This window comes from Ruegeria sp. BG7, assembly GCF_056535685.1.
This window is the reverse complement of the sequence record NZ_JBQFIU010000001.1, coordinates 1,140,296-1,153,731: the sequence shown is the minus strand read 5'-3', so window position 1 is coordinate 1,153,731 and position 13,436 is coordinate 1,140,296. Positions and strand designations below refer to the sequence as shown.

Here is a 13,436-nt window from a genome sequence, read left to right as displayed (position 1 = left end):
CGTCATGGGGAAGTCAATGAAACCAAGGGGGTGTTGGTATTTCTACCTATTCCGCCGCCTTCTTGGTTGTCTTCTTGGCTGCCGCCTTCTTCTTTGGGGCTGCCTTTTTCTTGGTGCCCTTCTTGGCAGCGCGTTCGTTCACCAGTTCGATGGCCATTTCCTGCGTCACGTCTTCGGGCTTGATGTCCTTGGGGATGGTTGCATTGACCTTCTCCCACTTCACATAAGGCCCGTAACGCCCGTCCAGAACCTGCATCGCGCCGCCGTCGGGATGTTCACCCAAATCTTTTAGCGGTTTGGCAGCGGCCCGACGCCCGCGCCCTGGATTGGCGCGTTTTTCGGCCAGCAGTTCAACGGCGCGGTTCATGCCGATCTCGAACACATCGTTTGGGTCTTTGAGATTGGCGTAAACCGGCTTTGCCTCTTCCGGCAGTTGATGCATCAGGTAAGGGCCAAAACGCCCGAAATTCGAGCTGATCATGCCACCTTCCGGGTGTTCGCCGATCTGACGTGGCAGGGACAACAGCGTCAGTGCCTTGTCCAGATCCATGTCATCCTTGCTCCAACCACGCGGCAGAGAGGCGCGCGGTGGCTTCTTGTTCTCGGGCGTGGGTTCGCCGCGCTGAACGTAAGGACCGAAACGACCGGATTTCAGCCAGATCTCGTCCCCCGCATCTTCGCCCAGCAAACGTTCATCCCCTTCGGCACCTTCACCTGCGATTGGGCGCGTATAGGTACATTCGGGATAGTTGCCGCAACCGACGAAACCGCCCGTGCGCGAGGTTTTGAGATGCAGTTGGCCGGTACCGCATTTCGGGCAGATGCGCGGGTCCGATCCATCCTCACGCGGCGGGTACAGCTGCGGCGCCAGCGCTTCGTCCAACTTGTCCAGAACTTCGGATATCCGCAGCTCGGATGTCTCTCCGATAGCGGCCGAGAAATCGCGCCAGAACTTGCCCAGCAGGTCCTTATAATCGCGGTCTCCGGCGCTGACGTCGTCCAGTTCTTCTTCCAGATTGGCTGTGAATTCATAACCCACATATTGACGGAAGAAGTTCAGCAGAAAGATCGTGACGATCCGGCCCTTTTCTTCGGGGATCAACCGGTTCTTGTCCTTGCGCACATATTCCCGGTCCTGAATCGTCGTAACGATCGAGGCATAGGTTGACGGACGCCCGATCCCAAGCTCTTCCATCCGCTTAACCAAGGTCGCTTCGGTATAGCGGGGCGGCGGTTGGGTGTGGTGTTGCAACGCCAGAACGGATTCGTTTTCGGACAGGATCGCGGCTTTTTCTTCGGCTTTCGCGAACTGATCTTTCAGTGAGGTTTTGGCAAAACGTGCCGGATCGCCTTGCATGATCTGCGGCAAGCGCTTTTCGTCGTCATCGGCTACATCGTCGCGACCTTCTTCATAAACGCGCATGAAGCCATCAAACAGAACTACCTGACCAGTGGCGCGCAGGCCGACCTGACCGTCGTCGCTGCCGATCTCGACGGTGGTCCGCTCCAGTCGGGCGGCGGCCATCTGACAAGCAATTGTGCGTTTCCAGATAAGGTCATAAAGCTTGCGCTGATCCTCATCCGTGACCTTCAGCGCCTTTGCGTCGCGTGACATATCCGTTGGGCGGATACATTCGTGCGCTTCCTGTGCGTTCTTGGCCTTGTTCTTATACATGCGCGGGCTGTCCGGCACATATTCGGCGCCATAGCGGTCCGCGATTGTATCACGGGTGGCGGCCACGGCCTCGGGGGCCATATCGATGCCGTCGGTCCGCATATAGGTAATGTATCCAGCCTCATACAGCCGCTGGGCCACCTGCATCGCGTGGCGCGCACCCATGCCGAACTTGCGGCTGGCCTCTTGTTGTAAGGTTGACGTCATGAACGGCGCGCTGGGGTTGCGGGCTGCCGGTTTCGCTTCGACCGATGTGACGCTCAGCGCACGACTGGTGATCGCCTGCACCGCCAGTTCCGCCTGCGTGGCGTTGGCCAGATCGTGTTTATCCAGCTTTTTCCCGGCTAGCGTAACCAGCCGCGTCTCATAGGTCTGGCCGCGCGGTGTTTCGAAAAGCGCCTTAACCGACCAGTATTCAACCGGCTTGAACGCCTCGATCTCCATCTCGCGTTCGACGATCAGGCGCAGACAGACGGATTGCACGCGACCGGCGGACTTTGCTCCGGGCAGCTTGCGCCAAAGGACGGGAGAAAGGTTGAAGCCCACCAGATAGTCCAGCGCACGGCGTGCCAGATAGGCCTCGACCAGCGGCATATCGACCTCACGCGGGTTCTGCATCGCCTGGGTGACGGCTTCTTTGGTGATGGCGTTGAAGGTTACGCGGCTGACCGGCGTATCTTTCTTGATCGAACGGCGCTTGGTCAGAGCTTCTTGCAAGTGCCAGCTGATCGCCTCGCCTTCACGATCAGGGTCGGTTGCAAGGATCAGCGCGTTGTCTTCTTTCAGCGCGTCAGCGATGGCTTTGACATGCTTGCGGCTGTCATTGCCAACTTCCCACTTCATGGAAAATTCATGTTCGGGATCAACCGATCCATCCTTCGGAGGAAGGTCCCGCACATGGCCGTAAGAGGCCAAAACGGTGTAGCCGGGGCCGAGATATTTATTGATTGTTTTTGCTTTGGCCGGAGATTCTACAACAACTACAGGCATTTAAGGGGAAACCTCGCTCGACGAATTTGGCGCCTTCTATGGTGGTGCAAAATGTGTGGGGCAAGCGGGAATTGTCAATGCGTTCCTTTTGCAGGCTGAAAAGCAACGTGATTTCAGGCAACTATTACAGCTCTCGTGCCGTTAGATAGGCCGATGCCACGGTCTCGGTGGGCGGTTCGATCAGCCTGCCAGCGACAGCAGACCTCCGGGCTGGCGCTGGATTCGTCCATCCAGTTCCAGATCGACCAATGCGGGGCCAAGCTCACCAGCCGAAGCCGCAATGTCGCGCAGCAATTGGTCTTCTGCGATAGGTGAGGGGCCGAGCCGTTCGAGGATTTGAACGTGCAAGTCTTGGGACCTTGGTGCGGCGGGGGCAGGGGGCTGATCAGGCTTACGTGAAAACAGGTCGTCCTTTTGCGGCAGGGCTTCAATCACGTCCTCTGCCGACCGCACCAGAGTAGCACCATCCCGAATCAACAGATTGCACCCGGCGGCCCGCGCATCGAACGGGTGGCCAGGAACGGCCAGAACCTCGCGCCCCTGATCCAACGCATCGCGCGCCGTGATCAGACTGCCGGACTTGGCTGCAGCCTCGACCACGATTACGGCCTGCGCAAGGCCCGAGATGATCCGATTCCGACGAGGGAAGTGCCGGGCCTGAGGTGTCACGCCCATCGGTTGTTCCGACAGGCGCAGCCCGTTGGAGGCGATGTCATGGGCCAGTTCTGTATTCTCTGCCGGGTAAATCACATCCACGCCGCCCGCCATGACAGCAATGGTGCCGGAAGTCAGGGCTGCAATATGCGCTGCCGTATCTATTCCTCGGGCCAAGCCAGAGACAATGACATGTCCTTTGCCGCCTAAATCGGTCGCCAGCCCTCGGGCCATCCGTGCGCCAAGCGAGGAACAGTTTCGCGCGCCGACCATTGCAATAGCTGGCTGCTGCAGCAGAGATACGTTACCGATCGCCCACAGCATCGGGGGCGCATCGTTCAGATCATTCAAGGCTGCTGGGAAATCAGCGGACCCAAGGCACAAAAGCCGCGCTTTGGCGGCTTTTGCGGCCTTGAGTTCCGCCTCGATCACGCCAGGGGGGCAGATTTCATACCCATCTATTCCGGCGGCGCGTGCCATTTCGGGCAGCGCAGCCAGCGCGTTCTGCGCCGAGCCATGTTCCCGCAGAAGCCGGCGAAACGTCGCCGGACCAACCTTGCGAGAACGCAAAAGGCGAAGCCACGAAAACCTGTCCTCTTCCGTGGTGGGTGGGAGTGGGGGGTGATTGGAAGAAAGCTGCTCTTCGGTCATCCGGTGCTCCGCCTTGTTGCAAAACTGGTTTACAAGAGGGCGGGTTAACAGCCTGTAAATCGTAGAAAATTAGAGGCTTATTTTTTCGAACGTGCTATCAAAAACTCCCTAACGCGTTGGAAAATATACATTAAAATAAGTACGGATACTCCAGCGCAGAATAAGGTTTGCGGTCAGAGGGTAAGGCGTACGGGTGCAAGGTTAACCCTGCACCTGTGTTTTCCGTACTTTTCCGACTCAGGCCGCTGAGCCGCCTACGGTCAGACCGTCCATCAGCACAGTTGGCTGTCCGACCCCCACAGGCACCCATTGTCCATCCTTGCCGCAAGTGCCCATGCCGGGATCCAGTGCCATGTCGTTGCCAAGCCCCCGGATCCGTTTCAAAGCGGACGGCCCATCGCCAATCAGAGTGGCCCCTTTCACAGGGGCGCCGATCTTGCCGTTCTCCACCCGATACGCTTCGGTGCAGGAGAAGACGAACTTGCCGTTGGTGATGTCCACCTGTCCGCCGCCGAAACCCACGGCCCAGATGCCGTCCTTTATATCCGCGACCAAGGCCGCAGGGTCAGCCTCCCCTCCCAGCATGATCGTATTGGTCATACGCGGCATGGGTTTGTGCGCGTAGCTCTGCCGCCGCCCGTTGCCAGTAGGCGCAACGCCCATCAGACGCGCGTTCTGACGGTCCTGCATGTAGCCAGTCAAAATGCCATCCTCGATCAGCACTGTGCGCGAACTGGGCGTGCCTTCATCATCCACGCTGATCGAGCCTCGGCGGTCAGCAATCGTGCCGTCATCGACTACGGTTACACCTTTTGAGGCGATCTGCTGTCCCATGAGACCGGCAAAGGCCGAGCTGCCCTTGCGATTGAAATCCCCCTCCAACCCGTGGCCGATGGCCTCGTGCAGCAGAATACCCGGCCAGCCTGGGCCTAGCGCGACCTCCATCACCCCTGCAGGGGCTGGAACCGCATCAAGATTGACCACCGCAATGCGCAACGCTTCACGGGCTTTGGCCTGCCAGTCCTTCGGATCGATCAACCCGCTCAGGCCAACGCGGCCACCGCCACCTGCCGAACCACTTTCGCGGCGTCCGTTCTGTTCAACGATCACCGAAACATTCACACGCGTCATCGGGCGCACATCCCGCACCATCACGCCGTCAGGGCGCAGAATCTCGACCTCTTGAACAGCGGCTGAGATCATAGCGCTGACCTGCACCACACGCGGGTCCATATCGCGGGCAAAGGCATCGATCTCGCGCAGGGTTTCGATCTTGACCGGAAACGCGGCAGAGTCGATGGGATCTTCGTCGGTGTAGAGCCGCGTGTTGGTGGACCGGGGTGCCTCGGCCAGCGTCCCACCGCCGTCCCCAACGGCCAGCCGTGCAGTCTCGGCCGCGCGTTTCAGCGCGGGAATCGACACATCTGTGGAATGGGCGTAACCGGCCACTTCGCCTTGAACTGCGCGCAGCCCGAATCCCTCGGACGCATCGTAAGACGCGGTGCGCAGACGCCCGTCATCAAACACCAAGGACTCGGATTTGCGACGCTCGACATACAGTTCTCCGTCTTCGGCCCCGGCGGTCGCCGATTGCAGAATAGACAACGCCTCATCATGCGGAAGGGCGCTTTCAAACGGGCGAAAAGGGGCGTCGGACATGGGTTGTGACCTTTCGGGTTTGATCCAGATCAAAAATAGCGTCTGTTTGACGCAAGCATTTTGCTTTATCTACCCGACGGAATATGGTTTTTAACGCGGCCAAAGACAACGGGAGAGGTGCGACCGATTCACACCTTTTCGCCAGGGACGCAAAGATCAAACGATCAGGACAGAACATGAAGAATGCTTTGATGCTTTCAGGGTTTATGACAGCCCTCTCCAGCCTTCCCGCCATGGCTCAGGAGCTTGAGATTATTGGCAAGCCGGTCGATGGCGGTATGGGCTTCCAGCCTGCGGCCACAAGCTTGGCCGATGGTATTCAGCGGCTGGACACAATGATTCTGGTGATCATCACCGTGATCTGTCTGTTTGTTGCGGGCCTGCTGCTTTACTGCATCGTACGTTACAACCAGCGTGCAAACCCGACCCCGGCGCGATTCTCGCACTATACCCCGGTCGAGATTGCCTGGACCCTGGGTCCGATCCTGATTCTGGTCTTCATTGGCGCTTTCTCGCTGCCGGTTCTGTTCAAGCAACAGGAAATTCCCGAAGGTGACATCACCATCAAAGTTGTGGGCAACCAGTGGTACTGGACCTACGAATATGTCGATCACGACTTTGCGTTCGACAGCTACTTGCTGGGCCACCCGGCCACATTGGACGAAGGTGCGCGCCCTGCAGATGCGGACGTGACCCCGTTTGTTCTGGATGACGCCATGCGCGCCAAGCTGGCAGATGCGGGTTACAGCGACGACGAATGGCTGCTGGCCACCGATACCGCAGTGGTCGTACCGGTTGGCAAGGTTATCGTGATGCAAGTGACCGCATCCGACGTGATCCATTCGTGGACCATCCCGTCCTTTGGCGTGAAACAGGACGGCGTGCCCGGACGTTTGGCTGAACTGTGGTTCGAAGCCGAGAAAGAAGGCGTTTACTTCGGTCAGTGTTCCGAACTCTGCGGCAAGGACCATGCCTATATGCCGATCACCGTCAAAGTAGTCAGCCAGGAAGCTTACGACGCATGGCTTCAGGGCGCGATCGACGAATATGCGGGTCTGCCGCAAAGCTATCAGGTCGCCTCGAACTAACTGAGCGACATGGGCGGGGATAACCCCTCCTTGGACATGACGCAGGCTGCGCGGGTGATCGCGCAGCTTTCGCCCCAGAAGGACCGGAAATGACCGACGCAAGCATCAATGCCAGCACTGCGACCGCCCATGCGGACGAGGCCAGCTTTGGCGATTACTTCGCTCTGCTGAAGCCGCGTGTTATGTCTCTGGTTGTCTTCACCGCGCTTGTCGGACTGCTGGCGGCACCCGTTTCTGTGCATCCTTTCGTTGGCTTTTGCGCCATTTTGTTCATCGCGATCGGCGGTGGAGCGTCTGGCGCTTTGAACATGTGGTGGGACGCAGATATCGACCGCGTGATGAAACGCACCAAGGCTCGCCCGATCCCTTCCGGCAAGGTGGAAGAGGGTGAGGCGCTGGCGCTTGGGCTGGCTCTTTCGGGCCTGTCCGTGATCATGCTGGGTCTTGCAACAAACTGGTTTGCAGGCGCGTTTCTGGGCTTCACGATCTTTTTCTACGTTGTTGTCTACACAATGTGGCTCAAGCGTTCGACGCCGCAGAACATCGTCATCGGCGGTGCCGCTGGTGCGTTCCCGCCCGTTATCGGCTGGGTTGCTGCCACCGGCTCGATGACGGTTGAGCCCTGGCTGATGTTCGCCCTGACCTTCATGTGGACTCCACCGCATTTCTGGGCGTTGGCTCTGTTCATGCGCTCGGATTATGATGATGCGGGTGTTCCGATGCTGACGGTTACACATGGCCGCCGCGCCACACGGTTTCATATTCTGGTCTACACAGCGCTGCTTGCGGTGCTGGCTGTCGGCACGGCGTTTTCGAATATCGGTGGCCCGGTTTACCTAGCGGTTGCGCTGGTGCTGAACGCCCTGTTCCTGCGCGGAGCCTGGCAAATCTCGCGGCGGACCGAAGAGGATTCCGAAGCCGATAATTTCAAGGTTGAGCGCAGCTTTTTCAAACTGTCGCTGCTCTATCTCTTCCTGCATTTCGGTGCCATTCTGGTTGAAGCTTTGCTGAAACCTTATGGCCTGGGAGGTTGGTCATGAGCCTGCGCAAGAACCATGAGCTGCATCAGCGCCGCTTCAGCCGCAATCTGGGTGTTGGTCTGACACTGGCCGCATTTATCGTAATCATTTTTGGGCTGACGGTCGTAAAGGTCTCGGGCACGGATTTCGGTATGGCAACACAGGAGGTTCAGAACTGATGGCTTTGACAGGTCCGCAGAAAACGGTTGCACAGACTGTTGGCGTTGTCATCCTTATGGGCAGTCTGGCTTGGGCGGCTGTGCCATTTTATGACTGGTTCTGCCGGGTAACGGGTTTTGGCGGCACTACGGGTGTAGCTGAGTCAGCGCCCGAAGACATTCTGGATCGCACCATCACCGTCCGGTTTGACGCCTCTAAGGCCAAGGGCATGGCTTGGGAGTTCAAACCGATTGAGCGTGAGATGGAAGTGCGCATCGGCGAAACCGGGCTTGCCTTCTACGAAGCATACAACCCAACCGACCGGCCGATTGCGGGCCAAGCCTCTTACAACGTCGCCCCCTATTCGGCGGGTGGGTATTTCCAGAAAATCGCCTGTTTCTGCTTTGAAGAGCAGGTGCTGCAACCCGGCGAACGTGTAGAGATGCCGGTGACCTTCTTCGTCGACCCGGAACTGGTCGACGATCTTGAAGCAAAGTATGTTCATACGATCACGCTGTCGTATACATTCTACGAAATTGACCTGCCCGAGGGCTATGCCGCCCTTGAAACGCAGGCAGATACAAACACGAACTAACGCCTGTAGGTGAGGGACGCTGATGGCACACGCTAAAAACCACGATTATCACATTCTGGCCCCGTCGATCTGGCCTCTGATCGGAGCCGTTGGTGGCTTTGTGATGCTGTTCGGGGCCGTCCTTTGGATGCATGGCCTTACGCCGTGGATGTTCTGGGCCGGTCTGGTCGCGGTGCTGTACACCATGTTCGCATGGTGGTCAGAAGTGGTTGTTGAAAGCCGTCAAGGCGATCACACGCCCGTCGTCCGCATCGGTTTGCGTTATGGTTTCATCCTGTTTGTGATGTCCGAAGTGATGTTCTTCTTCGCTTGGTTCTGGTCGTTCTTCAAGCATCGCATGTATCCGATGTACGACTATGCGGGCACTGAATACATCCAGCCGGATATTCATGCGGTTGACCCCTTCCACCTGCCGCTGATCAACACTCTGGTCCTGCTGCTGTCGGGCTGTGCGATCACCTGGGCACACCACGCGCTGGTGCATGATAATGACCGCAAGGCGCTGATCAACGGTCTGGCCATCGGTATCGTACTGGGTCTGCTGTTCACCTTCTTGCAGGCCTACGAATACTACGAGCTGCTGGCCCACGAAGGCTGGGAATTCGGCGGCGATCAGTTCTATTCGAACTTCTTCATGGCAACCGGTTTCCACGGCGCTCACGTGATCATCGGGACAATCTTCCTGACGGTCTGTCTGATCCGTGCTCTTAAGGGCGACTTTACCCCCGAGAAGCATGTGGGTTTTGAGGCGGCGGCCTGGTACTGGCACTTCGTTGACGTTGTCTGGCTGTTCCTGTTCTTCGCCGTCTACATTTGGGGCCAAGCCCCGCTGATGTAATGCCGATCAGGTAATCCAATTGGAAAAGCCGTCCTTTGGGGCGGCTTTTTCTCTGTTCTGGGTACAAGATTGCGCCCGATACAATTGCGTGGTTGCATTTTCGTCTGCTCCACCCTTAACAAGACGCCGGTTCCTGCAACGAGGTCTGATCCCACCATGCGCCGCATTCTTTTCCTGCTGATCTTCGGTCTCGCCGGTCTGGGCGTGTTGCTGTCGCTTGGCATTTGGCAAGTGCAGCGTCTGTCATGGAAACAAGAGGTGCTGGCCGAGATTGAGGATCGAATTTCGGCGGATCCTGTGGATCTGCCAGCGCAGGTGTCAGAGGATGCGGATAAGTATCTGCCGGTGATCGTGTCAGGTGAAATGGTCCCCGGGGAAATTCACGTGCTGGTCTCTGTGAAACAGGTAGGGGCGGGCTATCGCATCATCCAGTCTTTCAACACAGGGGATCGCACGATCCTTGTGGATCGGGGCTTTGTTCCTACGACTGCCAAAGACACCGAGCGTTTGACCGGCCCAATGGAGATTGCCGGGAATCTTCACTGGCCGGATGAGATCGACGGTTACACGCCTGAGGCGGATATCGACGCCAATATCTGGTTCGCACGTGACGTACAGAACTTGGCCGCTGCTTTGGGGGCCGAACCAGTTCTGTTGATCGCCCGGTCACAAACCGACCCGAATGTGGCGCCCTTACCGGTCGATACGGCGGGCATCCCTAATGATCACCTGCAATATGCAATCACCTGGTTTGGTCTGGCTCTGGTCTGGGCCGCTATGACCGGATACTTCCTGTGGCGCAGCCGCGCCAATTCTGAGAGTGACGCGACATGAAATACATCTCGACCCGTGGCCAAGCGCCCGAACTGACATTTGAAGAGGCGATGCTGACCGGTCTGGCCCGCGACGGCGGCCTGTACCTGCCCGCCGAGATCCCGGTGATGAGCCAAGACGAGATCGCCGCTTTGGCCGGTCTGCCCTATGAGGAAATCGCGTTCCGGGTGATGTGGCCCTATGTCAGCGGTTCGTTTGCCGAAGGTGAGTTCAAGGAAATCATAGACCGCGCCTATGAAGGCTTTGGCCACGACGCCCGCGCGCCGTTGAAGCAGTTGAACGAGAATCACTTCCTGCTGGAGCTGTTCCATGGGCCAACGCTGGCCTTCAAGGATTTCGCGATGCAGTTGATTGGTCAGCTTTTCCAAGTTGCCTTGAAACGACGCGGGGATCGCGTGACCATCGTAGGTGCAACCAGTGGTGATACAGGTTCCGCCGCCATCGAAGCTTTCCGTGGGCTGGACGCGGTGGACGTGTTCATCCTGTTTCCGCACGGCCGCGTATCCGAGGTGCAGCGCCGTCAAATGACCACGCCTGCGGACAGCAATGTGCACGCTTTGGCCGTGGATGGTGATTTTGACGATTGCCAGGCTGCGCTGAAGGACATGTTCAACGACTTCGACTTCCGCGACAGCGTGAAACTGGCGGGTGTGAACTCGATCAACTTTGCCCGCGTTCTGGCGCAGATTGTCTATTATTTCTCTGCCGCCGTCAGTCTCGGCGCGCCGCATCGCAAGGTCAGCTTCACCGTGCCGACCGGGAACTTTGGAGATATTTTCGCGGGTTATCTGGCCAAACGTATGGGCCTGCCCATCGACCGTTTGGTGGTGGCAACCAACCAGAACGACATTCTGCATCGTTGTCTGTCGGGCGAGGGGTATTTCAAGGGAGATACCATTCCCTCGATCAGCCCCTCGATGGACATTCAGGTCAGCTCGAACTTTGAGCGTGCATTGTACTACGCTTATGGCGAGGATGGCAGCGCGGTCGCTCAGTTGATGGACGAGCTCAAGAATGGCGGCTTCAACGTCAGCCAGGGCGCGATGGAGGCGCTGCGTGAGAGTTTCGACTCGGGCCGCGTATCTGAAGACGAGACGCTGGAGACGATCAAGCACACGCTGGCGCATAGTGCGGAACTGGTTTGTCCGCATACCGCCATTGGTATCAAGGTTGCGGAAGAGCACCGAGCGGCTGACGTGCCGATGATTACCCTGGCGACTGCGCACCCTGCGAAATTCCCTGCTGCGGTCGAGAAGGCGAGCGACGTGCATCCGCCTCTTCCATCCCGCATGTCTGATCTGTATGAACGTCCGGAACGGGTGACCCGCATTGCAAATGATCTGGGTGCCCTCGAGGATCATATCAAAGGGCATATCGCCGAGTGACTGTCAGACAAGACCAACTGAAGAACGGCTTTCGTATCGTCAGTGAACATATGCCGGGGCTGCAATCAGCGGCCATCGGCATCTGGGTGACCGCCGGTGGGCGGCATGAGCGGATCGAGCAAAACGGCATCGCGCATTTCCTTGAACATATGGCGTTCAAGGGAACCGAGCGTCGTTCTGCGCTGCAAATCGCTGAAGCGATTGAGGATGTGGGCGGCTATATCAACGCCTATACCTCGCGCGAGGTGACGGCCTACTACGCGCGTGTTCTCAAGGACGACGTCGCGCTGGCGATGGACGTGATCGGTGACATTGTTCTGAACCCGGTTTTCGATCCGCGTGAGATCGAAGTTGAGCGTGGGGTGATCCTGCAAGAAATCGGTCAGGCCTATGATACGCCGGACGATGTGATCTTTGACTGGCTGCAAGAGCAGAGCTATCACGACCAACCCTTGGGTCGCACTATTCTGGGGCCAACTGAAAAGGTCAGTGCGTTTTCACGCGAGGATCTGTCGGGCTTTGTAGCCGAGCATTACGGCCCCGAGCAGATGATCCTGTCGGCTGCCGGTGCCGTGGATCACGATGCGCTGATGAAAATGGCCGAAGAGATGTTCGGGCATCTGCAACCACGCAAGGGCCTGATCCCGGACGCCGCACGGTTCACCGGAGGTGAGGCACGGCAAGAGAAAGAGTTGGAGCAGGCGCACTTTGCCCTGGCGCTGGAAAGCCCCGGGTACCGCGACGACGCGATTTATACGGCGCAGATTTATTCGACGGCTTTGGGCGGCGGCATGTCCTCACGCTTGTTCCAGGAGGTGAGGGAAACGCGCGGGCTGTGCTACACAATCTTTGCTCAGACCGGTGCTTACGCTGATACTGGTACAACCACGATTTATGCGGGAACCTCGGCGGATCAGGTTGGTGAGTTGGCGACGATCACCATTGATGAGATGAAACGCGCGGCCGAGGACATGAGCGCAGAGGAGGTCGCCCGGGCCCGCGCCCAGATGAAGGCTGGGATGTTGATGGGACTGGAAAGCCCATCGAACCGGGCCGAACGTTTGGCGCGGCTGGTGCAGATTTGGGGTAGGGTGCCCTCGCTTGAGGATACTGTTGCCAAGATCGATGCGGTTGGCACTGAAGATGTGAGAGCCTTTGCAGAAACCATGGCTGTACAGGCTCCGGCAGCTCTGGCGCTTTATGGGCCTGTGTCCGGTGCGCCGAGCTTGACCGAACTGCAGGAGAGGCGGGCGGCGTGATGCTGTTGGGCAGACGCAAGCTGAAACTCGAAACAGCGCGGCTTAGCATGCGCCCGCCTGTACATTCCGATTTCAATAACTGGTCCGCGTTGCGGCGGTCTTCAAAAGACTATCTGACGCCGTGGGAGCCTGTCTGGGCCAGCGATCATCTAAGCCGCAAATCCTTTACCAATCGGGTGTATTGGGCACAGCGTTCAGTCGCCAGTGGTACTGCGATACCGCTGTTCCTGTTTCGCCGCGAGGATGACGTTCTGGTGGGGGCCATCACGCTTGACAATATAAGGCGTGGTCCCGCGCAGGCGGGTACTCTGGGATATTGGACCGGTCAGGCTTTTGCCCGGCAGGGATACATGCGTGAAGCAATTGGTGCGATGGTTCATCACGCCTTTACCCGACTGGATCTGAGCCGGATCGAAGCGGCCTGCTTACCGGAAAACCGGGCTTCGCGCGGGTTGTTGGAAAGCTCGGGCTTCAAATACGAAGGTGTGGCGCAATCTTACCTGCAGATCAACGGGCGGTGGCGGACACACGTTTTGTATGCCAGCCTACGATCCGACAGGCGCGGGAAAACCGACGCGGGTTAGGGGGCGCTGCCCCCGTCGCGGCTCGCCGCGCCTCCCCCGAGGTATT

General features: G+C 58.2%; 12 protein-coding genes. 9 read left to right on the top strand and 3 right to left on the bottom strand.

The window, feature by feature from the left end; all coding sequences use genetic code 11:
• Positions 1 to 46: 46 nt before the first annotated feature.
• The 3 genes from topA to tldD all read right to left on the bottom strand — a co-directional run bounded on the left by topA (position 47) and on the right by tldD (position 5,629).
• On the bottom strand, positions 47 to 2,665 hold the full coding sequence (gene topA / locus ACR3EH_RS05705) for a type I DNA topoisomerase (RefSeq protein ID WP_171186869.1): 2,619 nt from the start codon (positions 2,663 to 2,665) through the stop codon (positions 47 to 49).
• Positions 2,666 to 2,845: 180 nt separating this feature from the next.
• Positions 2,846 to 3,970 carry a DNA-processing protein DprA gene (dprA, locus tag ACR3EH_RS05700; RefSeq protein WP_171186867.1) on the bottom strand — a complete coding sequence of 375 codons (1,125 nt, stop codon included), beginning with the start codon at positions 3,968 to 3,970 and terminating at the stop codon, positions 2,846 to 2,848.
• Between the two features lie 237 nt (positions 3,971 to 4,207).
• Positions 4,208 to 5,629, bottom strand: coding sequence for a metalloprotease TldD (gene tldD, locus ACR3EH_RS05695; protein ID WP_171647547.1), 1,422 nt, complete (start codon positions 5,627 to 5,629; stop codon positions 4,208 to 4,210).
• A 176-nt stretch (positions 5,630 to 5,805) separates the two neighbouring features.
• Here tldD and coxB point away from each other — a divergent pair, with 176 nt between their 5' ends.
• The 9 genes from coxB to ACR3EH_RS05650 all read left to right on the top strand — a co-directional run bounded on the left by coxB (position 5,806) and on the right by ACR3EH_RS05650 (position 13,390).
• Positions 5,806 to 6,717, top strand: a complete 912-nt coding sequence (gene coxB, locus ACR3EH_RS05690; protein WP_171094153.1) for a cytochrome c oxidase subunit II — start codon at positions 5,806 to 5,808, stop codon at positions 6,715 to 6,717.
• 89 nt (positions 6,718 to 6,806) lie between these two features.
• On the top strand, positions 6,807 to 7,757 hold the full coding sequence (gene cyoE / locus ACR3EH_RS05685; RefSeq protein ID WP_171676062.1) for a heme o synthase: 951 nt from the start codon (positions 6,807 to 6,809) through the stop codon (positions 7,755 to 7,757).
• On the top strand, positions 7,754 to 7,915 hold the full coding sequence (locus ACR3EH_RS05680) for a hypothetical protein (RefSeq protein ID WP_171177886.1): 162 nt from the start codon (positions 7,754 to 7,756) through the stop codon (positions 7,913 to 7,915). Before cyoE ends, ACR3EH_RS05680 begins: the two co-directional genes overlap by 4 nt.
• The gene (locus ACR3EH_RS05675) at positions 7,915 to 8,490 is read left to right on the top strand and encodes a cytochrome c oxidase assembly protein (RefSeq protein WP_171094147.1); all 576 of its coding nucleotides are present in this window, start codon (positions 7,915 to 7,917) and stop codon (positions 8,488 to 8,490) included. The genes ACR3EH_RS05680 and ACR3EH_RS05675 overlap by 1 nt, the downstream gene beginning before the upstream one ends.
• A 22-nt stretch (positions 8,491 to 8,512) precedes the next feature.
• Positions 8,513 to 9,328 carry a cytochrome c oxidase subunit 3 gene (locus tag ACR3EH_RS05670; protein WP_171094145.1) on the top strand — a complete coding sequence of 272 codons (816 nt, stop codon included), beginning with the start codon at positions 8,513 to 8,515 and terminating at the stop codon, positions 9,326 to 9,328.
• 156 nt (positions 9,329 to 9,484) lie between these two features.
• Positions 9,485 to 10,162: an SURF1 family protein gene (locus ACR3EH_RS05665; protein ID WP_171186861.1), complete on the top strand. Its 678-nt coding sequence runs from the start codon at positions 9,485 to 9,487 to the stop codon at positions 10,160 to 10,162.
• The gene (thrC, locus tag ACR3EH_RS05660; protein WP_171186860.1) at positions 10,159 to 11,547 is read left to right on the top strand and encodes a threonine synthase; all 1,389 of its coding nucleotides are present in this window, start codon (positions 10,159 to 10,161) and stop codon (positions 11,545 to 11,547) included. Before ACR3EH_RS05665 ends, thrC begins: the two co-directional genes overlap by 4 nt.
• Entirely contained in the window at positions 11,544 to 12,806 is a 1,263-nt protein-coding gene (locus tag ACR3EH_RS05655; protein ID WP_171186858.1) for a M16 family metallopeptidase, read from the top strand. Before thrC ends, ACR3EH_RS05655 begins: the two co-directional genes overlap by 4 nt.
• On the top strand, positions 12,806 to 13,390 hold the full coding sequence (locus ACR3EH_RS05650) for a GNAT family N-acetyltransferase (protein WP_171094139.1): 585 nt from the start codon (positions 12,806 to 12,808) through the stop codon (positions 13,388 to 13,390). Before ACR3EH_RS05655 ends, ACR3EH_RS05650 begins: the two co-directional genes overlap by 1 nt.
• The last annotated feature ends 46 nt before the right edge of the window (positions 13,391 to 13,436 follow it).